Origin of the sequence: Corallococcus caeni (assembly GCF_036245865.1) — a bacterium.
Taxonomy (GTDB): Bacteria; Myxococcota; Myxococcia; order Myxococcales; family Myxococcaceae; genus Corallococcus; species Corallococcus caeni.
Genome location: NZ_BTTW01000002.1, coordinates 1,198,306 through 1,220,670, shown reverse-complemented (window position 1 = coordinate 1,220,670; position 22,365 = coordinate 1,198,306). Strand labels below are relative to the sequence as shown.

At 69.4% G+C, this 22,365-nt stretch carries 18 protein-coding genes; 10 read left to right on the top strand and 8 right to left on the bottom strand.

Features of this window, described 5'->3' with window-relative positions; translation table 11 throughout:
• Nucleotides 1-5 precede the first annotated feature (5 nt).
• Nucleotides 6-794: a hypothetical protein gene (locus AABA78_RS13085; RefSeq protein WP_338263306.1), complete on the bottom strand. Its 789-nt coding sequence runs from the start codon at nucleotides 792-794 to the stop codon at nucleotides 6-8.
• 176 nt (nucleotides 795-970) lie between these two features.
• Between AABA78_RS13085 and AABA78_RS13080 the strand changes: the two genes are divergently transcribed.
• Genes AABA78_RS13080 through AABA78_RS13070 form a run of 3 tightly spaced genes read left to right on the top strand, consistent with a single transcriptional unit; the run spans nucleotide 971 to nucleotide 5,011 of the window.
• Nucleotides 971-3,622 carry a PEP-utilizing enzyme gene (locus AABA78_RS13080; protein ID WP_338263305.1) on the top strand — a complete coding sequence of 884 codons (2,652 nt, stop codon included), beginning with the start codon at nucleotides 971-973 and terminating at the stop codon, nucleotides 3,620-3,622.
• Nucleotides 3,615-4,244: a gamma-glutamyl-gamma-aminobutyrate hydrolase family protein gene (locus AABA78_RS13075; RefSeq protein ID WP_338263304.1), complete on the top strand. Its 630-nt coding sequence runs from the start codon at nucleotides 3,615-3,617 to the stop codon at nucleotides 4,242-4,244. Before AABA78_RS13080 ends, AABA78_RS13075 begins: the two co-directional genes overlap by 8 nt.
• Entirely contained in the window at nucleotides 4,241-5,011 is a 771-nt protein-coding gene (locus AABA78_RS13070; RefSeq protein ID WP_338263303.1) for a phosphocholine cytidylyltransferase family protein, read from the top strand. The genes AABA78_RS13075 and AABA78_RS13070 overlap by 4 nt, the downstream gene beginning before the upstream one ends.
• Here the strand turns inward: AABA78_RS13070 and AABA78_RS13065 are convergent.
• Nucleotides 5,004-5,519 (bottom strand): hypothetical protein, encoded by a 516-nt coding sequence (locus tag AABA78_RS13065; protein ID WP_338263302.1) that lies wholly within the window; start codon nucleotides 5,517-5,519, stop codon nucleotides 5,004-5,006. The two genes, AABA78_RS13070 and AABA78_RS13065, sit on opposite strands and share 8 nt — an antisense overlap.
• Before the next feature lie 344 nt (nucleotides 5,520-5,863).
• On the opposite strand from AABA78_RS13065, the gene AABA78_RS13060 reads away from it, so the two are divergent.
• Nucleotides 5,864-7,111, top strand: a complete 1,248-nt coding sequence (locus AABA78_RS13060) for a glycosyltransferase family 87 protein (RefSeq protein WP_338263301.1) — start codon at nucleotides 5,864-5,866, stop codon at nucleotides 7,109-7,111.
• Nucleotides 7,112-7,275: 164 nt separating this feature from the next.
• On the top strand, nucleotides 7,276-8,169 hold the full coding sequence (locus tag AABA78_RS13055; RefSeq protein WP_338263300.1) for a helix-turn-helix transcriptional regulator: 894 nt from the start codon (nucleotides 7,276-7,278) through the stop codon (nucleotides 8,167-8,169).
• On the opposite strand, the gene AABA78_RS13050 is transcribed toward AABA78_RS13055, so the two are convergent.
• On the bottom strand, nucleotides 8,091-9,407 hold the full coding sequence (locus tag AABA78_RS13050; RefSeq protein ID WP_338263299.1) for a DUF1444 domain-containing protein: 1,317 nt from the start codon (nucleotides 9,405-9,407) through the stop codon (nucleotides 8,091-8,093). The genes AABA78_RS13055 and AABA78_RS13050 overlap by 79 nt on opposite strands.
• Nucleotides 9,408-9,484: 77 nt before the next feature.
• Nucleotides 9,485-11,125: an LVIVD repeat-containing protein gene (locus AABA78_RS13045; RefSeq protein WP_338263298.1), complete on the bottom strand. Its 1,641-nt coding sequence runs from the start codon at nucleotides 11,123-11,125 to the stop codon at nucleotides 9,485-9,487.
• A 187-nt stretch (nucleotides 11,126-11,312) separates the two neighbouring features.
• Here AABA78_RS13045 and AABA78_RS13040 point away from each other — a divergent pair, with 187 nt between their 5' ends.
• Nucleotides 11,313-11,477, top strand: a complete 165-nt coding sequence (locus tag AABA78_RS13040) for a hypothetical protein (RefSeq protein WP_338263297.1) — start codon at nucleotides 11,313-11,315, stop codon at nucleotides 11,475-11,477.
• 10 nt (nucleotides 11,478-11,487) lie between these two features.
• On the opposite strand, the gene AABA78_RS13035 is transcribed toward AABA78_RS13040, so the two are convergent.
• The 3 genes from AABA78_RS13035 to AABA78_RS13025 form a co-directional block, all read right to left on the bottom strand.
• Entirely contained in the window at nucleotides 11,488-11,790 is a 303-nt protein-coding gene (locus AABA78_RS13035) for a hypothetical protein (RefSeq protein ID WP_338263296.1), read from the bottom strand.
• A gap of 402 nt (nucleotides 11,791-12,192) precedes the next feature.
• Entirely contained in the window at nucleotides 12,193-14,136 is a 1,944-nt protein-coding gene (locus AABA78_RS13030) for an Ig-like domain-containing protein (protein ID WP_440588504.1), read from the bottom strand.
• A gap of 136 nt (nucleotides 14,137-14,272) precedes the next feature.
• Complete coding sequence (locus tag AABA78_RS13025) at nucleotides 14,273-14,521, bottom strand: FG-GAP repeat domain-containing protein (protein WP_338263601.1); 249 nt, start codon at nucleotides 14,519-14,521, stop codon at nucleotides 14,273-14,275.
• Nucleotides 14,522-14,707: 186 nt separating this feature from the next.
• Here AABA78_RS13025 and AABA78_RS13020 point away from each other — a divergent pair, with 186 nt between their 5' ends.
• Nucleotides 14,708-16,060: a hypothetical protein gene (locus tag AABA78_RS13020; protein ID WP_338263294.1), complete on the top strand. Its 1,353-nt coding sequence runs from the start codon at nucleotides 14,708-14,710 to the stop codon at nucleotides 16,058-16,060.
• Nucleotides 16,061-16,553: 493 nt separating this feature from the next.
• On the opposite strand, the gene AABA78_RS13015 is transcribed toward AABA78_RS13020, so the two are convergent.
• The gene (locus AABA78_RS13015) at nucleotides 16,554-17,939 is read right to left on the bottom strand and encodes a S41 family peptidase (RefSeq protein ID WP_338263293.1); all 1,386 of its coding nucleotides are present in this window, start codon (nucleotides 17,937-17,939) and stop codon (nucleotides 16,554-16,556) included.
• A gap of 95 nt (nucleotides 17,940-18,034) precedes the next feature.
• Between AABA78_RS13015 and AABA78_RS13010 the strand changes: the two genes are divergently transcribed.
• The 3 genes from AABA78_RS13010 to AABA78_RS13000 all read left to right on the top strand — a co-directional run bounded on the left by AABA78_RS13010 (nucleotide 18,035) and on the right by AABA78_RS13000 (nucleotide 22,029).
• On the top strand, nucleotides 18,035-18,637 hold the full coding sequence (locus tag AABA78_RS13010) for a winged helix-turn-helix domain-containing protein (RefSeq protein ID WP_338263292.1): 603 nt from the start codon (nucleotides 18,035-18,037) through the stop codon (nucleotides 18,635-18,637).
• Between the two features lie 705 nt (nucleotides 18,638-19,342).
• Nucleotides 19,343-20,842, top strand: coding sequence for a hypothetical protein (locus tag AABA78_RS13005; RefSeq protein WP_370469455.1), 1,500 nt, complete (start codon nucleotides 19,343-19,345; stop codon nucleotides 20,840-20,842).
• On the top strand, nucleotides 20,839-22,029 hold the full coding sequence (locus AABA78_RS13000) for an ARPP-2 domain-containing protein (RefSeq protein WP_338263291.1): 1,191 nt from the start codon (nucleotides 20,839-20,841) through the stop codon (nucleotides 22,027-22,029). The genes AABA78_RS13005 and AABA78_RS13000 overlap by 4 nt, the downstream gene beginning before the upstream one ends.
• Nucleotides 22,030-22,365 lie beyond the last annotated feature (336 nt).

Below are 22,365 nucleotides of genomic sequence, written 5' to 3'. Positions count from 1 at the left end.
ACCCGTCACCCCGTGAGCGGCACGCGTTCGAGCACCCGGCTCTTGAGGATGAGGTCGTCGTGCGTGCGCAGGATGGAGAGCTCGGTCACGTCGAGCTCCACGATGGTGGTCTCCCGGAAGCCGCGCAGCACGCCGAAGAGCTCGTCCGCCTCGTGCACGTCCAGCTCGGAGTTGAAGCGCAGGTGGTCCATCAACTGGAGGCAGCCGATGTAGAAGCCCGGGTGGAGCGAGTGGCCCAGGCGAGTCTGGACCTCGGTGAGGTGGTCCACGGGGTTCGGGCCGTCCGTCAGCTCCGGGTAGACGGGGAAGTAGATGCGGCCGTTCTTCTTGCCCCAGAACCAGCCGCCCTTCACCTGGATGCGGAAGCGGGGGAAGCCCTCCAGCCGCTGCTTCACGAACGGCACGATGTCCGCGATGGGCATGCGTTCGTGCAGCCCGTTGCAGATGGTGAAGTGGTGTCTGTATTTGCGCCGCTCGACGGTCTCCCAGGAGATCTTCCGCGCCGCGGCGGTCATGGCCACGGCGTTCATGAAGCGGTTGAACTGGGGGCTCTGGGCGAAGGCGCCGAAGTCCACGAAGCCCACCAGCGAGACGCGGGGCGCGCGGTAGGTGCCCAGCCAGTCGTAGCCGGCCTTGAGGTCGAACGGCACGACCTCCGGGTGGTCGGGCCGCACCAGCGGCAGCTGCATCAAGCGGTACTCGTAGGAGAGGACATGGTCCTCGGACGGGCGGGGCTGAAGCTCATTGCCCGGGCGGCGGTACGCCAGCCGTTCATCCGTGGCGAAGGTTCTCATGCATCGAATCCACCACACGTGGGCAGAGGCCACAATGCGCTGCCGCGCACGCGCCATGCACCACGTCCGCTCGTGCGAGGTCTCCCGTGACAGCCCTGGACCGCGAAGCCGCGATGCTTCGTCCCACCCCTCTGGTTGGAATTGCGCCTGACTGCCGAATCCGTGGCGTAGGCCTCGTGCACGCCTCCATGTGGATCTGGGCCGAGCGCGTCCTGGACACGCTCGCCCAGACATACAGCAGTGTGCCGCTGACGCTCGTGTTCAAGGGAACGGTGCTGCCACGTCCGCGCGCGCTCCGCGTGCGGCTCCAGGCGGCCTCCGCCGTCATCGCGACCTGGCGGGGCGAGTGCCGCTTCATCGTCGGAAGGACCCAGGCGGTGCGGGAAGCGCTGGAGGGAGCGGACCTGGACGCGGCAGCGGACCGGCTGATCCGGGCTGGAGCTGTGGCGCGCATCGAGCTGGAAGCGACCGAGGCTTCGAGCGAGCCCCTGGCCCCCGTGGGCCGACTCGTCCTGGGGGACAAGGCGCGCACGCTCGACATCCTGTCGGAGCTGCACGGGCCGTGGCGCATCTCCCCACCGCACATCGTGAGGGGTGAGGACTGGGCCCGGGACCGGGACGCCGTGCTCCAGCGGGTGCGGGAGCGCTTCGGAAGCGAGCGCGTCGTGGTGCGCTCCTCCTGCTCCGCGGAGGATGCGTGGACGGAGTCGAACGCGGGACGCTTCCTCTCGGTGCTCGACGTGGACGCGGGCGATGCCGTGGCCGTGGGCAGCGCCATCTCGGACGTGTTCGGTTCGTACGGTTCGGGGGCGGAGGAGGAGAAGGTCTTCCTCCAGTCCTACGTCCACCCGGTGAGCGAGAGCGGCGTGCTGATGGCGCGGCACCCGGAGACGCTGGCCTCGTACTGGGTGGTGGCGTCGGACGTCTCCAGCGGTCGCACGGATCAGATTACTTCCGGCGCCCTGGAGAAGCCCTCCTCCGCGTACGTGGAGCACGGCGTGCCCCGGGGCCTGTTGCCGGACTCGCTCCGTCGCGTCGTCACCGTGGGGCGTGAGCTGGTGAAGCTCATGGGCGTGGATGCGCTGGACATCGAGTTCGCGCTGGCGGGCGGCGACTTCCACCTCTTCCAGGTGCGCCCCATCGCCAAGGGCTCGTCGCAGCCGGGGGGGAACGAGGTCCGCCGGGCGCTGCTGCTGGCGGATGCCTGCACGGCGCACCAGGCGCTGCTACGGCCCCAGGCCCCCGTCGTCGGAGAGGGACCCGTCTACAGCACGATGACGGACTGGAACCCGGCGGAGATGATTGGCCGGCGTCCGCTCCCGCTCGCGAGGACGCTCTACGGCAGGCTCATCACGGACCGGACCTGGGCGGAGCAGCGCGCGGCCTACGGCTACCGCGACCTGCGCGGCATCCCCCTGCTGCGTGACTTCGCGGGCCACGCCTACGTGGACGTCCGAGCCTCCCTCAACTCCTTCATCCCGGCCGTCACCCCGGCGCGCGTGGCGGAGGTCCTGGTCTCCCGGCAGCTGGCCCGGCTGGCCCACGCCCCCGAGCTGCATGACAAGGTGGAGTTCGAGATCGCGGACACGTGCGCGAGCCTCGGCCTGCGCGAGCGGCTTCGGAGGCTCTACGCGTCCTCGTTGGATGCAGGGGAGCTGGACGCCCTGGCCACCGCGCTGCGGGACATCACGCTCCATGGCCTTGCCGACCTGCCCGCGCAGGTGGAGCAGGTGGAGCGGCTGCGGTCCCATCCGTTCGCGCCGGGCTTCGAGGGCGGGCTCGGCCCCATCCTCGCGCGCCTGCGAGAGCTGGGCACCCTGCCCTTCGCGCACCTGGCAAGGACGGCGTTCGTGGTGACCGCGCTGCTCAAGAGCTTCGTGCGCGAAGGCGTGATGGATTCGAGCGAGCAGCGCGAAGTGCTCCAGCGCATCCGGACGGTGGCGGGACAGCTGCAAGCGGACGCGCTCCGCGTGCGGCGGGGCGAGCTGGGCCTGGAGGCGCTCGTCGCGGAGTTCGGGCACCTGCGCCCGGGGACCTATGACATCCGGATGCCCCGCTATGACGCGGACCCGGAGCGCTACTTCGGCCCGCTCATCTCCGGAGCGGAGGAACCGTTCAGGCACGAGGCCCCCCTGTCCCGGAGCCTCCACGAGCGGCTGAGCGCGGGCCTGCGAAGCGCCGGCCTGTCGATGACCAGCGAGGTGTTCCTCGCGCACCTGGGCGCGGGCATCGCGGGGCGCGAATACGGCAAGCACGTGTTCACGAAGACGCTGAGTGGCGTCCTCGAACACCTCGCTGCGTGGGGAGAGCCGCTGGGGTTGAGCCGGGATGACCTGGCGCACCTGTCGCTGGAGCAGGTGGAGAGCTCGTTGTCGCTTCCGCCGCGTGAAGCCCGGTCGTGGTGCCGCGACGCCGTGGAGGAGGCCCGCGAGCACGCCGCCGCCGTCAACCTCATCGAGCTGCCGGACATCCTGGTGCGCACGTCGCACCTGCTCTTCCACGTGAGCAGCGGAGAGCAGCCCCTGTTCGTCACCAAGGCGTGCGTGCGCGCGCCGGTGCTGGTCGCGGACGGGCTGCCGGACCCGGAGCGCGTGCGAGGCAACATCGTGCTGCTGGAGCGCGCCGACCCCGGCTACGACGGGCTGCTCGCGCTGGGCGTCGCCGGCATCGTCACGGCGTACGGGGGCGCGAACTCTCACATGGCGGTGCGCTGCACCGAGCTGCAGCTGCCCGCCGCCATCGGAGTGGGCCGGGAGCAGTTCCGGCGGCTGTCGGGCGGAAGGGTGATGACGCTGGATTGCGGGGGGCGCAGGCTCGTCCATGAGTGAGCGCCGAGTGGCCCTGATCACCCAGCGCAGCGACCGCGTCCCCGGGCGTCCGGAGGTGCGGGATGCTCTCGAGGACTCCTGGGCCTCGGGCCTGTGGGAGGCCGGCTGGGTGCCGTTCCCCGCGGTGAACGTGGCCGCCGCGGCCGTGGCGCAGTTCGAAGCCCTTCGTCCAGGGCTCGTCATCCTGAGCGGAGGCAACGACGCTCCGGGCACGGGACCGGATGCGGTCCCCGCGCGTGATGAGATGGAGGCGGTGCTGCTGTCGCTCGCCGCCCGGACGCGGACGCCGGTGCTGGGCGTGTGCCGGGGCGCGCAGATGCTCGCGCTCTTCGCGGGGATGCGGCTCGTGCCTGTCGAAGGCCACGTGCGCGTGCGCCACGTGCTGACGGGTCCCCTCGCCCATGCGTGGCGGGGCCCGGCGCAGGTGGCGAGCTTCCACCAATGGGGCGTGGCGGAGGACTCAATGCCTGACGGATGGGACGTCCTCGCGCGCTCGGAGGACGGCGCGGTGGAGGCCTTCGCGAACAGGGAGCGGCGCTCGCTGGGCGTCCTCTGGCACCCCGAGCGTGAGCCCCGTCACCTTCCCTCGGTCCTTGAAGTCATGGAGGCATACGAACCATGAAAGCCATCATCCTTGCCGCGGGCCTGGGCACCCGCATGGGGCCGCTCGCGGCGAACCGCCCGAAGTGTCTGGTGGAGCTGGCGGGAGCCCCGCTGCTCGACCATCAGCTGGCGGTCTACGAGCACTTCGGCGTGGACGTCACGGTGATGGCCGGCGCGTATCCAGAGCTGACGCAAGCGGGCCGCAACGTGCGCGTCGTGGTGAACCCGGCGTACACGACGGGCAACATGGTCTCCACGTTGCGCTTCAGCCTGCCGGTGGTGTCGAGGACGGAGCCGGTCCTCGTCTCCTATGGGGACATCGTCTTCAAGCATGAGGTGTTGGCGCGGATGCTCGCCGCGTCCCGGGACGTGGAGGTCGCCATCGACACGCAGTGGCGTCGGCTCTGGGAGCTGAGGATGGAGGACCCCACGACGGACTGCGAGTCCCTGCGCCTGGAAGGCGAGCGCATCGTGGACATCGGCGCGAGGGTGCGTTCGGTGGAGCAGGTGCAGGGGCAGTACATCGGGCTGCTGCGCTTCGGCCCCGGCGTCCTGCACGCACTGATGGAGCGCTTCGAGCAGCGAGTGGCGAAGGACCCGCGTTACTGGAACATCTCCATGACAGCCTTCCTCCAGGACCTCATCACCGACGGCGTGGCGATCCACGCCGTGCCCATCGCGTCCGGCTGGCTGGAGGCGGACAACGCGGAGGACCTGCGCCGCTACACCGAGGCCCACGCCTCGGGGGCGCTGGCGGGCTTCTGGTCCCCCACAGCGGTCAGATGAGGCGAACCCGAGGGTCCCCGGCGTCCTGGAGCAGCGAGAACCCAGCGCGGTAGCGCTCCTGGATGTCGGGGACGGAGGTCAGCGCACGGACGGCCGCGTCCCAGTCCGGCCAGGTGAGCTGCTCCGAGCGGACGGCGTCGCTGAAGGGCGTGTCGTCCGTGAGGTGGAAGTGCACCTGCCCCACGTCCTGCCGAGGGCCCGCATTGACGAGCACCGACGCGGGGGCCCGCTGCCGTGCAGCGGCGATGAGCGCGAAGAGGCCCGCGCGAAGCCCAGCGTGACGAGGGTGCGCCAGGGCGAAGACGTCCGGCACGCCCCGCAAGGGGACGGCGATGTGGTGGAAGGTGCCGTAGACGGGACGCGGGTGACGGTAGAGGGCTGCAAGCTCCGAGCGGTCCACGGAGGTGAGGGGCAGGAGCCGGTCCGCGTGCGCGAAGCCAAAGCGCACCAGGGAGCCGGAGGCAGGGGTCCGCGCCATCCGGAACGCCAGCTGTTTCAGGGTTGCCATGAACGTCCTTCAATCGGGTGCCAGTCGAAGGAAGCTTGCCCTCGCGGTCTGACAGCCTGCTCCGGTGGTTCTACCCCGGGCGGGATGCTCGAGGTCCCTTGGGGCACCTCGTTCACCGGAACGCCGCACGTAAGACTGAGCCAGGGCGCGCTGCGAATTCACTGAAAACGTCAAGCCCGAAGCATCGACGGGCCTCACGCGTCCATCAAGCTTGGGCTGTTCACCGTAGCAATGGCTCCATTTTCCTCGATATTCCTGGTACGAGGGCTTTCGTCTGCGACTGGCACGACCCCCTCCCATGTTCGCCGCGCGGACGGTTGTCGCCCTCCTCCCGAAGAGCCGACATGCACTTGGAAAAAAACGTCCGCCCCCACCAATGGCTTCTCCTGGCGCTCGCCAGCCTCATCCACCTGCTGCCTCCGCTCCTGTACCTGGCCTTCAACCTCCTGCCCAAGCGCATGCTCGCTGCTGGAGGGGACTTTGGCGCGTATTACTACGCGCTGAAGGTGGCGCTCGATGGCGGCAATCCCTATGACGTCGAGCAGCTGCGGCAACTCAGCTCCCTGCAGCTTCCTCCCTTCGTCTACCCACCGCCTTTCCTGCTGACGATGTCGTGGAGCATGGCGCTCCCGATGAAGACCGGCTACTTCGCCATGTTCGTTCTCAACGAGCTGCTGCTGGTGGGCATCCTGCTGCTGATGCGACGACACCTGGGGCTGGACTGGAAGCTGGCCACGCTGCTGGTGGCCACCTACTTCCCGCTCTGGGACAACCTCCTCTGGGGACAGATCAACCTGGTGGTCCTGCTGCCAACGCTCGGCGCCATGGTGCTGGCGGAGCGGCGTCCCCGTGCCGCTGGAGCCCTTGTCGGCGTGGCCGCGGTCATCAAGGTGATTCCGGGATTGCTTCTGCTTTATTGGTTCGTCCGGCGCCAGTGGCGCCCGGTGGTGGCGGCGATTGCGATTGTTGTCGGCCTCTCCGTGATGGTGCTACCGCTGGTGGGGCTGGACATTCAGCTTGCCTATTACACGCAGATCCTGCTGGGTCACGCGCAGGGGAACCTGAAGGAGCTGGGGCTCCGGGTGCCCATTGCCTCGGAGTACAATCACTCCCTGGTCGGCGTGCTCAGCCACGCATGGCCAGGAGCCGACATCTACCATCCCGCGAGAGCCGTCCAGTTCGGAGCGTTGAGCTTCATCGCGGCGCTGCTAGTCAGGTGGGCCCTGTGGGTCCGCAATGCCTGTCCACCTTCAGCGGCCCTGGCCGTGCTGCTAGGGATTGCGTCCATCGCCTCCACCTATGCCTGGGAGCATCACCTCCTCCTGATGATGCCCGCCGTTGTCATCGCGGCCCGTGACGGCGGCCCCCGGTGGCACTTCGGAGTGCTCTATGCGTGCATGGTCTTCCCGCTGGGCCTGCTCCTGGCCCTGGCGGGCATGTTGGGAGTCGCCGCGTACGTGCCGGTCCTCGCGCCGTGGATTTCCCTCTGCAAGCTGCTGGGCATCCTGGGCCTGTGCGCGCTGTGCCTCCGCGCACAGGCGCTGGCGGAGGTCCCCCGGCCCGCCATGCTTGGCGGCTCAGTGGATGCGTGAGCCACTCTCCGCTTCCGCATATCGATAGCGTTGACCCTCGCGACGGACGCGTTCGTATCGATTCTGCTCCCAGGTCGGGATGCCTACGAAAAGCAGGCCCGTGATGGCCACGAAGGCAGGAGGCGAATCCCTCTCATCCGGCGCAACACCATACACTCCCTGGCATGGCCCTCGAGTTCCCTGCCCTCCGTGCAGTCATTCTCGGTTGTGCCCTGCTGTCGTCCTCCTGCTCCGACACCTATACGCCCCTGGTGGACCCAACGGACTGGGTCGACCGGGGCGAGTACGCCCCCTGCGCGTTCACCCCGCCCCCGGGGACCGTCGCCGACTGCGATGAGCCTTCTCTCTTCGACCTGTCGAAGTGCGACACGGCCTCGCTCGCCACCCTGGAGCCGCATGGCATCTACCAGGTGGACATGCGCCACGCCTCGGGCCTCGCGGACGTCGCCGGCATCCGGCTCCCCGGGGATGGCGGCACCGCGACCATGAACTATCTCCCGACGATGCGGAGTGCTCCGGTCACGCGGCAGCAGCTCCAGGGGGCCTTCCGCATCTCCGCGCAGTACACCGTCCGGAACCTGGTCTTCGCGGGCTGCGGCGTCACCGGGCCCGGACTGGTGACGGGGTGCTTCGCCCGCTGCACCGATGGCTGGCGTGAGCGGCTCCGGGCCCAGGTCGAAGAGGCCATGGAGCGAGGAGAGCCGTCGCTCGCCAGCGTTTGCGCGCGCCTGGGAATGAGCCCGCGCGGACTCCAGCGCCGGCTCAAGGCCGAGGGGCGGACGTTCCGCGAAGTGACCGAGGACGCCCGCCTGGAGAAAGCCCGCCGCCTGCTTGCCGACGACTCGCTCAACGTCGCGGGTATCGCGCAGCGAGTGGGCTATTCGGATGCACGGGCCCTGCGACGCGCCTTCCAGCGCTGGACGGGGATGAGCCCGGGACAACGGAGAGAGTCCCTCGGCGGTGAGGGCCCCCTCCTCCTTCAGGGCACGTCCATGGCCGTCGGGTCGGACTTCCAGCGCTGGAGCTGTTCCTTGGAGGGAAAGCCCTGCACGCGGTAGCGCTCCGGATACACGCCCAGCTCGGGCATCAGCAGCGTTCCGGCGTCGCGCACCACCAGGTCCCAGCGGACCGTGGCCACCGGGGGCGCGTCCGGGCCCAGCGCCGCGTCGATGAAGACGATGACGTCCGCTCGCGGGAGCAGGGCCTCGCCTTCGTTCGACCAGACAGTCTGACCGAAGTGGCGGCCCCGGGCGTCCTTGGCCGGCACGAGGCTGGCGACGAAGGCCTCGCTGTGCTCCTGCTCCAATTGCTTCCGCAGCCGCTCGGTCTGCTCCTGGTAGCCGCGCACCCGGCTGGCGAACGCGAGGTTCTCCAGGATGCTCCGCGACGGGCTCTTCGGTTCGGGGAGGAAGGGCTTCCATCCGTCGGCGGTGAGGCGCAGCGCGTGGCCATCCACGGGGCGCGGCGCCTGGACGCCCTCCAGGGCCGCCTCCGCCACCGTGAGCAGGCCCGTGGCGTCGTCGGCGCCGGTGATGAGCACCGTGTCCCGGTTGGGGACGACCACCACCGGATCGCCCTTCACCTCGCAGCCGCGCACGACGTCGTCCAGCAGCAGCCGTGAGGCGCCGTAGCTGTCGTTCGTGAAGAGGCCGCAGGCGCCCAGGGTCAGGTTCCGGAGCGGCGCGGCCTCCAGCCGCCGCAGGTTGGCCATCGCATCGGCGCGGGCCTGCTCGTAGGAGATGCCCCAGCGCGCCAGCTCCTCCGTGGGCACGTAGCGCATGGCGTCCGGCGTGTCCTGGACGAGTGCCTCCGCCAGCACCTCGCCCACCGGCCGCCACGACACCGGAGAGGACTCACCGCCCTGCTGGGAGAACGCCTCGAAGGTGTCGCGGGCGCGAACCACGAGCATCAACAGGGGACGCGCCTGTTCGTAGGTGCCAGGGGCCTCCGGGAGCACGCCCGCCCGGCCCAACCGCGCGAGCACCTGGCCGCGCCGCTCGGGCGGGGTGTCCTGGTACTCGCGGTAGAAGTTCGCGAGGTAGAGGGACATCCCCAGACCGCCGTCCGGGGCGAAGCGCTGGATGAGGAATTGCTCCGGGTCGTACTTCAGCTCGCCCGTGGGGTCCGCGGCGCGGAGGGCCGCCAGCGCCAGTTGGGCGTATTCATCCCGGTCGCTCTGCTCCGAGGACAGCGTTCCAGGGACCTCATGCGAGCCGTTGGCGAAGACCAGCGCGGCGACGAGCACCAGGGCCGACACACCGAAGCCGGCCACCTTCCACTGCGTGTTGCGTGACATGGGCCCGGCAGCAGACACCCGCCGGGCCGCATCGCGCAACCCGCGCGGGGTGTGGCTCCGCGCCCCATCGCGCCAGCTCAGGGCTCGTTGAAGATGAGCAGTCCCCTGGCGGTGTCCACGACATACACGTGGCCGTCTCCGGGAACGCGGATGCCAATGGCACCCTCGAGCAGGTCATCGCCCCTGTTGATGTCGGACTCGCGGAACGTGTTGAAGTGAGCGATTTCGCGCGGCCGAGGGGGCACGGAGACGTCCAGCACGCGCAGTCCCTCCTGGTAATGGGCGACGTAGAGCCGCGTGCCCCGGAGGATCATGTTGTGGATGGAGGTCTGCGGACGCAGCTTGTAGCGCCCCATGAGCTGGATGTTCGTGGGGTCCGTGACGTCCAGCACGCGCAGGTGGGCGCCCTGGTACTCGCCTCCCTCGAAAGCGACGGTCTTCCCCGCGAAGGTGCCCACCGCGCTCGCGTGACTGGTCGCGTAGCTGTTGTCGGACTCGAACGTGTAGTGGCCCAGCTCCAGGGGGCTCATCGGGTCCTTCACGTCGAAGACGACGTAGCCCGCGCTGAAGTGGTTGACGTAGAGCCGGTCCTGGTAGGCGAAGGAGTCATGCGCCGAGGGAAAAGCGGACTCCGTGTCGGCGGCGGTGAAGCGACTGAGCAGCACGGGCTGGAGCGGCGTGGAGATGTCGAAGAGGAGCGTCTCGCCAGTGGGGGCAGGACCCGGCGACACGGCGTACAGCCGGTTGCCGTCCACGAACATCGTGTGGACATCCATGGGGCCGCGACCCGGCACGCTGCGCACGAAGGCCGGGGCCGCGGGGTCGCTGATATCGAAGACGATGACCCCCGAGCTCTTGCTGGCGATGTAGAGCGCGTCGTCCTTGGCCCAGGCCGCGTTCCAGTACGAGTCTCCCGGGAGGGTGATGCGCTTCGTGATGACGGGATGGCTGGGGTCCCGGACGTCGACCACCGCGAGCCCTCCCGGGGCCTGGGTGAGCGGGTCATCAATGGAGACGACGTAGGCGTGGCCCCGGTGGACATACACATCCACCGGGCGCACCGTCCGCACATGGGTCTCGGAGAGGAGCCGCAGCCCTCCCGAGGATTCGGACTCGCCCCGCGCCCAGGTCATCCGCGCGGCTTCAAAAGTGCCGGAGGTGGCGACCTTGCCATCGGTGCAGCGGGCGAAGCACCCCGTCACCAGTCCGGGCCCGGTGACGCCGCAGCCCGCGAAGACCAGGTTCCGGACGGTGTCCCGGAAGGTGTACTGCGCGGAGATGCGGAAGGCCCCCTGGAGCTGCTGCCGCGTGACCGGAGCACTCCGCATCGTCGGGAGGTAGTTCATGGTCGCGGTGCCGCCATCCCCGGGGACCCGGATGCCGGCGAAGTCCGCGAGGCCCGAGGCGTGACGCATGTCCACCTGGTAGATGCCATGCGGCTCCAGGGTGGCGAGCGAGGCCGTGTCGCACTTCGACAGGTCGAAGAGAGAAGGCTCATCGCAGTCGGCGACGGTCCCCGGGGGCGGGGTGAACGCGCAGGGGGCGTACTCGCCCCGGTCGACCCAGTCCGTTGGGTCCACCAGGGGCGTATAGGTCCCGTCCCAGGGCTCCTCGGGAGGCGGAGGGGTCGGCGGGGGCGTGGAGGTGTCGGAGCAGGAGGACGACAGCAGGGCACAACCGAGAATGACTGCACGGAAGGCAGGGGACTCGAGGGCCATGCCAGGGAGTGTATAGCGTTGCGCCGGATGAGAGGGATTCGCATCCTGCCTTCGTGACCCGAGCGTTCAGTGGACAATCACTCACGACGCGGCCCAAGAGGTCAGTACCTCCAATAGCGACCGAAGCCAGGCGTGGCTCCTGCTGAAGCTCGAGACTCCGTCGGGGCCGGTGGCAAAGCGGCTGATCGTGAAGTTCACGGAAACGATCACCTGGGAGTTCCTCTCCACGGCGCGCGTGACGGACCGGCCGGTGTACGTGCACTGCCTTCTGGACGAGCGCGTCGGGGAAGACGTGCGTCAGTTCGGCTTCGTCCTCGAAGAGGCGCCAGGCACGCCTGTCGCAAGGGGCTGACAAGCCCTGCTCAGTCCGTCATCAGCACCATCAGCACTCGCGTCAGGGCCTGAGCTTCGGCGTGATTCGGGTTCAGCCTCAAGGCCTCGTCGACCATCGCCTGGGATTCCCCCAGACGGCCCTCCTCCTTCAGGTGCGCGGAGTAGGCGTAGAAGGCCTCCGCGGAGTTCGGCTCCTTCGCGATGCGGTCCAGGAGCGGCTTCTCCTCGGCGTCAGGCGGCAGGAAGGCCGAATCGGGAGGGCACGGGTCGCCGTACTGACCCTTGATGCTCTTGGAGTACGCACCCGGGGCGAAGGTCTTCACCGCCTTCATGAGCTTCTTGATGTCCGTGTCGCCGCCCTTGGGACACAGCCCAGAGCACCTGGGGCTTCAGCTTGTCGAGCGCGGCCTGGGCCTCGGCTTCGGTCTTCCCGCCGCCGACGATGACGATGTCATAGGTCCGCGCCCTGGGTGCTCCGGCCAGGGCCGTGAAGGGGAGACAGACGCCGAGGAGGAACAGGAGTCGTAAGGTCATCCCACGACTCCAGTTCAAACGCTCAGGCCTTCTCCGTCTCAACGAGGCAGGAGGGGTGCGAGCGATTCTGGAGCGCCTGGGCCTGCCCACGGCAGGTGCAAGGCTGGCCCCGGCGTGCGGGCCCCTCCAAGCCGCATCAGGGGGCTCAAGCCGCTTCTCCACCCGCCTGGCGCACTGCTTGGGCCGGATTCAGGCAAGGGTCATGGAGATACGCAGGTCACAAAATACGAACCGGCCCCCTCGCTCCAGCTCTCGGCGCCAGCGGCGCGCACGACGACGTGCCCGGTGCGATAGGGGGTCGAGGTCCAGATCCACTCAAGAGGCCATCCCGCGTTCGCGAGGAAGCGACTGCCTTTGGCGACGTGCAAGGCTCCCAGTTCCGATGAAGTCGGCAGCCGCCACCCCGTGTGGCCGGCGGTCGTCCTGCTGGAGCAGTACGTCTCCGCGTCCGGGTACGCTCGCGGGGGCGCGTCGGGCCGCATCCAGGTCCGTCCTGCATGGGTGAGGGTGGCTGGGTATTCACCCGTCCCACGAACACACGCCAGGAGTTGCTTGTCGAAATCAAAGGCATAGCTGACGCCGCCGGTCGACATGCGCACCACTTCGTGACCAGTGGAATAGGGGGTCATGGTCCAGATCCATTCGAGCGACCAACCTTCAGCCGCGAGAAGACTGGTCCCCTTGTCGACCCACAAATCGGCCAGCTCTTCCACGGTGGGCATTCTCCATCCGGATTGACCCGCGATGACCGTATTCGTGCAGTACGTATTTCCATCCATCCAGGTCACGGTGGCCGTCCCCGGCCTCACCCAGGTCAACCCTCCGCTCGTGAGCATCCCGGTTGGGTCGATGGCCGTCGGCAGCCCGAAGACAGAGAAGGACTTCGAGGCCGAGAGGCCGTGGGCATTCGTGACGACGACGGTGATGGTGGGGGGGACACCCGTTGCCGTGGAGGCAGGCGCCGTCCACACGACATGGCTGGTGTTGGCGGTGTTCTGCGCCGTGGCCAGTGAGCCTGTGTTGGCGGTCCAGGCAAAAGTCAGGGAGCTGGCCTGCGGGTCCAGCGCGGTGACGTCAAAGGCCACCGTCTGCTCTGGCGAGGTGGAGGTGGCGGACTGGTAGAAGTGGGTGAAAATCGGAGCGAAACGCACGGGAGAGGTGTCGGTGACACAGAGGTTGAGGGCGCCCGTGGTCTGCCCACCCCGGCCGTCTTGAGCCGTGACGGTGAGGCGGCAGTTGTTGCATGCGTCGGCCGGTCTGGAGGAGGGAACAAACGAGGCGGTGCTGGACGTCGCGTTCGTCCAGGTGCCGGGACAGGAAGAGGTCCACTGGTAGGAAAGGGCATCCGCATCCGCATCGGAGGCAAGTGCGGAGACGTCGGTGGACTGCCCCACGTCGAGACGGTTGAGGGAAGCGGAGACCTTCGTGACGACAGGCCCGCGGTTGAAGGAGATGTCGAGGGCGGCGTCGCCAGCAGCGAGGTCCGGGGCGACATTGACGGCGAGGGAGACGGAGACGGCGGAGCCCTGGGAGTCCGTCAGGGTGAGGGTGAGGGTCTGCACTCCGATGGAGGCAGGAGCCGTCCACGAGGAAGCCGCGGCGGTGGGGGCGGAAAAAGTGCCTCCAGAGGCGGTCCAGGCCAGGGTAACGGTGTCTCCGGGGTCGGGATCATGAACCGTGGCGGCCAGCGAGAGGGAGGCGCCTGTCTGAAGTGAATTGGTAGAGGCGACCAGCGCGTCAATGACAGGCGCTTCGTTGCCATAGGGAGCAGGGGCCGGAGTCTCCTGGAGGCTGAGGGCCACGGCGGTGGTCTGGTTGGCGGTGATGGAGACACCGGACGTCTGGCCCTGGAAGCGCAAGGTGCCGGAGGTGTCGAAGGCCTCCGCGAGGAAGGCGCGGTTGGACCCGGCGGGGATGCCGCCGATGAGGCCACCCCAGGAGCCGCTGGACTTGACCAGCTCGATGACGTGGGAAGACATGTCGGAGGAGGAGATGGTCACCTTGACGCGGGTGACATCACTCGAGGAGAGGGCTTGCTGGACGGAGGCGGCGAGTTGGACGGAGCCGACGGGCTGAGCGCTACAAGCCATGAGGGCGAGCAGCAGCAATCCGGAGAGGGCGGGGAGAGGACGGTGGAGGGGCATGGTTTGTAGGGGATGAGCCGACGCGCGGAGAAATGATGCGGAAGCGCGTCTAGCATCTCTTCCAAGCGCCACAGCGATACCCGGTCCCGGGCTGAGCCGGAACCGGGCACCGGATGAGTCCGTCATGCGCCCCGGGTCAGGGCAGACAGACGTTCATCACCAGGGTGGCGGTCTGGGCGTCATCATCCGCGAGCGCCGGGTCCAGCAGTCCGTCCCCGTTCCAGTCCGCGCTCAGCGCGTCCAGGACGGCCCTTCCCCAGGCCGTCCTGGGCCCGGCCGCATAGGCTCCGGCGGGCTGCTGGAGCACGATGGCGGCCTCGTGGTTGCTGAACGAGAAGAGGTCCACCTGGCCGTCGCCGTTGAAGTCGGCAGTGAGGACGCGGATGCCCCCCGGCTCCCAGCGGGGTCAGCGGCGGCAGAAGGAGCGCTGTAGCGCGAGGGGTCACAGTCGGGGCCGCATCGTGGCGTTCGCTGCTACCGCCGCGCGCCCCGTCGCAGGGGCCCCCGGGCGGAGCGTGCATGGCACCCGCGCTGCACTGCTGGCGTGCGCCACACCCACCCGAGGAGCCCCATGCGACCCTTCCCGAAGTTCCGCTCGCCGCTGCTGGCCGTACTCGCTGGAACCCTGACCCTGGGGACCGCGAGCCTCGCGGGCGAGCCCGAGCCCGTGCTGACGAAGGCCGGCACGCCCATCCATCCCGCGAACGTGGAGGGCCTCCGGCGCGCGGAGGCGGACGCGGCCGTGGCCGCCTACATCCCGCCGCCCCCGCCCCCCTCGTGCCCGGGCGTCATCGACAACGGCACGGTGCGCCTGGGCGTGGCGAGCGCGGGACACCTGACCGTGACGTGCACCACGAGCACCCTGTCCAGCGGCACGTCCGGCACCACGGATGTGGGGCTGCGCTACCTGCCCACGAACGCGGAGGCAGCAGCCCCCGGGACGCCCTGCGAGGGCTGGGGCGTCGCGAGCGCGGACCTGGGGATCACCGGCCACACCTCCGCGGGCTGCGGCGTCGCCAACGTCACCGTGGAGAGCTTCACCGCGACGACGACGACGGCGACGTCGGTGGTGCGAGTGGGCACCACGTTCCGCGTCACCCACCGCTACGTTCCGTCGCCCGCGACGCCGTTCCTGTACCAGGTGGACGTGCTCATCGAGAACACCGGAACCGTGCCGGTGGCGGACCTGCGCTACACGCGCGGCATCGACTACGACGTGCTGCCCAACACCTTCTCGGAGTTCGTCAGCTTCGCGGGCGCCACGGCCCCCTCCGTGCTGGGCGTGGCCAGCAACGGCTTCGCCTCGCTCGACCCGCTGGCCGTCCACACGACACTCCCCACCGGGACGCCCTCGTTCACGGACCTGGGGCCCGGCGACGTGGGCTCGCACTTCGACTTCCAACTGGGCGCGCTGGCCCCGGGGCGCGTGCGCTCCTTCCGTCTGTACTATGGCGCCGCCGGCAACCAGCCCGCGGCCCTGGGCGCGCTGGCCGCGGTGGGCGCGGGCACCTACTCGCTGGGGCAGGGCAATTGGAACGGCACCGGCAACCCGCTGGCCGCCACCGGGGCGCCCGCGGGCACCTTTGGCGCGCTCACCGGGCAGCCCACGACGTTCATGTTCGGCTACCTGCCGCCACAGCCCGTCACCAGCTGCACGGTGGAGTGCCGCAGCTTCAACCCGAATGAGGTCTACACGGTGGATCTGCTGGGGACGCAGGACATCTGCCTGGCCAACGGCTCCAGCTACATCGTCCCGGTGGGCGTCCTCTACCGCTACGGCCAGCGCATCCAGTTCAACTGCGGCAACTACGGCGCTTCCTTCGGCACCCTCTGCAACGTCGTCCCCGGCCCCGACTCCTGCAACGCGGCCGTGTACGACGCCATCTGCAGCAGTCCTGTCTACGCGCAGTCCTGTCTGCCGTAACCCAGGGACCGGCCCGGCGGAGCACCTCCGCCGGGCGTTGCGTCAGGGTCCGGTCTCAGGCCCTTCGAGCGGCACCGCCGGTCCAATCCACAGAATCTCGTCGTAGGCCCGCACCGGCTCTCGGCGCGACCTGTACGAATGGCGGGGCCATACGTGCGCACGTCTCCACCGCGGTCGAGGCGCTCGCTCGCGATGGCCAGATGCCGCCCATCCGGGCTGAGCGCGAAGCTGCGCTGAGTGCCCATGTAGCGCGGGGTCTCCACGAGCCTCGCCTCCACCACCTCATGGGCGGGCGGCCAGGGCCAGCGTGTACCCCAAGGGGCTCAAGCCACTTCTCCACCTGCCTGGCTCACTGCTTGGGCGGCCCCCGTCCGTGGTCCTCCTCGGCACCGCCGCCAGCCGCGCACAGCGCTCGCGGCCCCTGCGCCACTTCATCGAGGCAGCGAAGAAGCTGGCTGGCAGGAGGCGCTGACGCGCGCCTCCCGCAGAGGGCTCACGGGAGGCGCGCGCCCACCGGCCGAGACAGCAGGGTGTCCACGGCGGCGCGGGGGTGCAGCGGATCATCGTCGAGCACCACCTCCGGCCGCAGCAGCACCGGCTCCCGCGCCCCCGCGGGACGGTCCAGCACGAACCGGGGATAGGACAACATCAGCCCTGTGTGGGGCAGGACCACGCTCTGCGTGCCACCGGACTGGCGGACCCGTACCGCGTCCCCCACTCCCGCCACGGCGCCGAAGTGGTAGTCCTGGACCACGTTGCTGAAGAGCACCGCTGACGAGTAGGTGAGCGGACCGACCAGCAGCCAGACCTCTCCCGCGAAGCGAAGCGGCTCATCCACGCGAGGTTCCTCGAGGCTGGTGATTTCGCCGGAGACCACCTGACCGGTGGTCTCCCCTTGCTTGCGAGAGGACTCCTGCACCCGCTTGAGGTAGGTCGAACCCGCGCGATAGGGCCGGTCCGCCACGTAACGGAGGATGCCCTCCTTCCACATGTCGTCATCCCCTCCGCCATTGGCGCGCAGGTCGATGACGAGCCGTCGCGTCCCGGCAGCGCGCATCCTGCCGAAGGCGTCCTGGGTGAAGGCGAAGTAGCGCGCCTTGTCCGGCCAGGAGAACGAGCCCAGCGTGAGCAGGGCATCCCCACCCTCGAGAAGCTCGAAGCGGTAGAGCCGCTTGAAGTCCTCCTCGGCCTGGAGCATCGCGGGAAGCTCGCGGCTCGCCGGCACGCGGACGACTTCAGTCCCGTCCAGCTCCAGTTCGAAGCGCGCAGGCGTGCCGTGGAGCTTCCCGTAGTAGAGCCACCACCGCTGCGAGAGCAATGCCGCGCGGAAGCGGGGCGTGTCTCCGTGCATGCGGGACATCAGCCCCCGCACGACATCACGCGCGTCCTGTCCGTTGATGCGAGTGAGGACCCGGCCGGACTGCGCCGTGGCGCCCCCGCCGAGCGCCGAGAGAATCCTCGGCGCACCGTCCGGCCCGAGGAACACCTCGAACGGGAAGAAGCCGCCCCCGGAAGCCAGGTGCGCGCGGCTCGCCTCCCGCCAGCCCTGGGGTCCAATCAGCACATGTCCGTCCGCGAAGGCCGGGTTCAGCCGGGCCAGCGCCGCCCATGCCTCGTCATGCGTCAGGGGATGGTCGAGCGTGCGTTCGACCTCCATCCGGATGCGCTCGAGTTCGCTCCGGTCGATGGAGTGCGCCAGGTCCGGATGGGTGCGCTCGAGGGTCTCCATCGCGAAGCGCAGGTCCGCGCGTAGCGCCTCGGGCGAGAGCGTCTCCGGCGCGGCGGAAGGAGTGGGGAGCGAGGCACAGGAAGCGAGGACGGCGGCGGTGAGTGCGAGCGAGCCACGGCGCACGGTGTGAAACAGGGGCGAAGCGAACATGAAGACTCCGAGGCCGCCCGGCATGGCTTGCAGCGGCCACCCCATTGTTGAAATACTGCGCCGAATTTCAACACATAGTTCGGAGCCCACCGCGCATGCCCAGGACGTTCGATCGCCGCGCCATCCAGGATCCGTCACAGATCCGGCTGCTCTCCTCTCCGGTGCGGCAGGAGCTGGTGGACACCCTGTCCGCGCTCGGCGGAGAGGCGAGCGTCGCCGACCTGGCGGAGCAGCTCGGGCGCCCGGCGGACGGGCTCTACTACCACCTGCGGGCGCTCTGCCGCGGCGGGCTGGTCCGCGAGGTAGCGCCCGCCGAAGGAGACGAGAAGCGCTACCGCCTCGCCGGCACCGGCGATGCGCCTCTCCGGCTGGCCTACCGTGCGGGAAGGTCCGGCAATCTCGGGGCCGTGGGAGGTTTTGCCCGGGGCCTCCTGCGCGTCGCGACGCGCGACTTCGAGCAGGCGCTGAAGTTGGAGGACGTGGCCCTCGACGGTCCGCGACGCGAGCTCTGGACCGCACGCAACAAGGGCTGGCTGAACGCCAGGGACGTCGAGGAGGTCAACAGACTCATCGAGCGCCTCTGCGAGCTCACCAGCCAGCCGCGGGCACCCGGCCGCGAGCATTTGATGAGCCTCTCCTTCGTGCTCGCGCCCATCCGCGCTCGCGCGAAGCGGCGGGCTCCGTCCGGAAGCCGCTGAGGCCCAGCCTTTTGGTACGAAGGTCCCATTCCTGGAACCGGAGGCTCGCGGTGACGTTTTTACCTGATTCGCCCACGTGTTCGATTCGCGCCGTGGATGAGCCGAGGCGGCAGGCGCGTTCGATGCTGCTCAAGCTCTTGAAGAATTCGGGCGTGTAGAGGGAGAGCCCCCGGACGTTGGCGTGTTGCACGACATGCTGGGGCAGCCCCGGGACGGTGTCGGGCAGGGTCAGCTTCACGTTGACCCCCGCTGTTCCAGGATTCTCAAGGGAGTACCTGGCCTGGAGCGGTGACACCACCTGCAATGACAGGGCTTCGTTGACGCCCCATGCCGACACGTCCGTGGTTGGAATGATGAGCGGGGTGCGAGGCGCCGGAGGCTTCTGCGCCGCGGGTCCCTTCAGAATGGCGTCCGGACGTCGCTTCTTGGGCTTCTCCGTCGCCTTCCTGGCCGCCTCGCCGCCCTTCGTGGCAGGAGTCGTCTTCGTGCCCGCGACCTGGTTCACCAGGATGCCCAGCAGGACGTAGCCGGTGTTGCTGTAGCTCCAGCGCAGGCCGGCGGGGAGCGTGTCAGCCCGCGCCCGGCTGCCGCGTCATGCTACGGTCAGGGGTGCCGCTCGCGGGACTGTGATGCGATTTCCGAACCGAGCCTTTGTAGCTTGACTAGCTGATCGTGTCCGCCTTCCCCGAGCGGCGCTCCCTCCGCATGAAGGGTGAACCTCCGATGGACATCGCGGGCGCACGTGCCGAGCAGGTCGCCCGTGAGGACCTGGTCATGTTCGTCAACGCGTGCTTCTCGTGCACCGGGCAGCGCGAGTTCTACAACGACGGGCGCGGGCAGGCGGTGTCCATCGAGTTCCTGCACGCCTACATCCTCGGCAACTACCGCCGCCTCTACACGCGCACACTGGCCGCGGGCATCAACCACTTCAACCAGGCGCAGATCATCCTCAACCTGCTGGCGAGCGGAAAGCAGACCCCGTCCGCGGACCGGCACGAGGAGGGCGCGCTCATCGCGGCGGCACTGCGGGCCCTGCCGCCCCAGCGGGCCTACCGGGTGCTGGACGTGCTGCGCGAGCGGCGCATCAACAACCGCCGCTCCCGCGCCATCGTGCGCGAGTTCCTGAACGGGCGCGCGGACCTGCACTTCGACGCGGTGAAGTACCGCTCCAAGCTGCGCGCCGCCGTGGCGCACGGCCACCTCAAGCTGCCCGGAGAACTCAACCCCTTCCTCTTCCACGGCTGGCGCAAGCGCGTGTTCCAGGCCCCCCTGCTGGAGACGTTCCGCAGGGCCCACTACGACGCCTCCGCCCTCTTCGAGCTGCCCTACACCGTCGCCGAGGGGCTCGCCGCGAAGCACCAGCTCCCCCGGGACGTCTTCCTGAAGAAGATCGAGCCGCGCCTCACCGCCGCCGAGCGGCTGCGCTTGCAGGGCTCGGCCACGCGCGCCCAGGGGGCCATCGCCCTGGACCTGGGGCGCACGCCGCTCACCCGGCTGGCACTCTACGTGCTCTCCCTCCCCCTGGAGGTGCGGCAGGAGCGTCTGACGGAGCTGCACACGGCGCTCGAGCGGGCGGCGGTGAACAGCTTGCGCCGGGCCTCGGTGCCCCTGGGCCGGGTGGCGGCCGTGCTGGACAACAGCTACTCCGCCTCGGGCTCGAGCGAGAAGCGCCGCCGGCCCCTCGGGGTGGCGCTCGCGGCGCACTACCTGCTGGCCGCCACGGCGCGCGAGTACCGCGCCTTCTGGATGCACCCTCCCGAGCATCCCCTGCTCTCGCGCGCCCGGGGACAGACGGACCTCGCCTCCCCGCTGCTGAACGCGCTGGACTGGATGCCCGAGCTGGTGGTCGTCGTGTCGGATGGCTACGACAACGATCCGCCCAACGCCGTGGCCGAGGTCACCCGCCTGTTTCGCACGAAGCTGGACCCCGCCCGCCGCACCACCATCATCCACGCCAACCCCGTGTTCGCCTCGGAGCTCTACGCCCCCCGTGGCATCGGGACGCACGTGCCCACCGTGGGCGTGCGGGACGCGGAAGACCTGCCCACGGTGCTCGGCTTCGCGCGCTTCGCCGAGGGGGCCTCTCCCCTCGCGGAGCTCGAGGACTACCTGGCGGCGCGCGTGCGGCGGATGCTCGAGCACGCGCCCCAAGGCCACACCGGGACCGAGCCCCCGGAAGAGTCGCTCGACGAGGAGGTGGCATGAAGGAGGGCGGCAAGAGCGCGGTGCGGCGGTTGCCGCTCACGGGGCTGCGGCTCGCGCCCTCGCAGGTCTGGGGGAGCATCCGCCTGGTGCCCGTGCTGCGCGACGACATCCCCGGAGACCTGCGCATCACCCGCAGGAGCTACGACGAGGACGCGGGCGTCGTGTCGCTCCAGGGCGGGTTGATGGAGCCCGGGCTCCACTACGCGTCCTACGTCCCCCATGGCCTGGTGGTGGACTGGGACGACAAGGGCGCGGCGGTGACGCCCGAGACCCGGCTGCGCAAGCCCGAGGGCAAGGAGGGAAAGAGCCTCAAGCACGGGCCCTTCTCTTCGACGCGGGTGCTGCACCGCATGGTGCACCGCGAGGACAAGCACCGGCTGCGGCTGCTCCCCATGCACCTGACGATGGAGGGCTTCCTCGCGCTGTACTTCGGCGGGCCGCAGGTGGCGTGGAGCGAGTACTCCCAGGAGGCCCTCTCCCAGGGGCTCAATCCCCGGAGCGAGTGGGCTTATTCGGGTTGGGCCAGCGCGGCCTTCGCGGAGGCGCTGCGCATCTTCGAGCTGCACGAGCGTCAGGTGGGCATGCTCATCTTCCAGGCGGACGCGATGCTCTCCTGCGCCATCGTCTCGCACCCCGAGGACTATCGCGCCCTGCACCGGGCCCTGCTCGAGGACTTCTACGGGGATCTGCTCGTGCAGTACGGCTTCCTTGGAGACGTGCCCGTGCTGGGGCTGGGCGTGGAGGATGCACGGGTGAACTCGATGAAGGACCTGCGGGCCGCCGTCGAGCGCATGCGCACGGACTGGGCGGACTTCATGGGCTTCATGGCCGAGGGCGTCATCGGCGCCGAGGTGGTCACCTCCCCCGTCTACGAGGCCGGTCCCTTCCACCTCCAGCGCTTCATCACGGGCCTGTCGCCCGCGGAGGAGAACCACATGGGTGAGGCCATCCTGCGCGGCGACGGCACGGTGGAGTACCTCAAGACCTACCGGCTCTCGGCGGCGCAGACGCGGCGGGCCTACCTGCTCAAGCAGCTCGCGCAAGGGGGCTGGAGCCTGGAGCGCACCGCCGAGCAGCTCAAGACGACCCGCGACGAGCTCATCGTCCGGCTGCGCAACGCGGGCTTCGGCTACCTGCTCAAGGAACACGTCCTCAAGGCGGCCGAGACCCGGCTCACGCGGCGCTGAGCACTACGCCCCGGGCATCTCCTCCCGGGGCGTGAACGCGGGCCGGGCAGCCTCGGGCGCGTCGAACTCCTGCACGGCGTCGGGGGCGTCCATGTCGAAGCGGGGTGCGTTGGCGTTCATTCACGAATGGATGTCGACGTGGCAGTTGGCCCAGTGGCGGTGACGGCAACTCTTGCCAGCAACGGCAGCTCTTGCCGGCCCGAAGCGCCGGTTCGCGGCAAGACTTGCCGTCCTCGCAGGTCGCTCCAGGGGAAGCGGCCTTGAACGTGGATTGGCCCTGCCCTTGCTCTGTCGACGTCATGCTCGCCCTTCCGTCCCGGTGCGCCCGGGAACCCC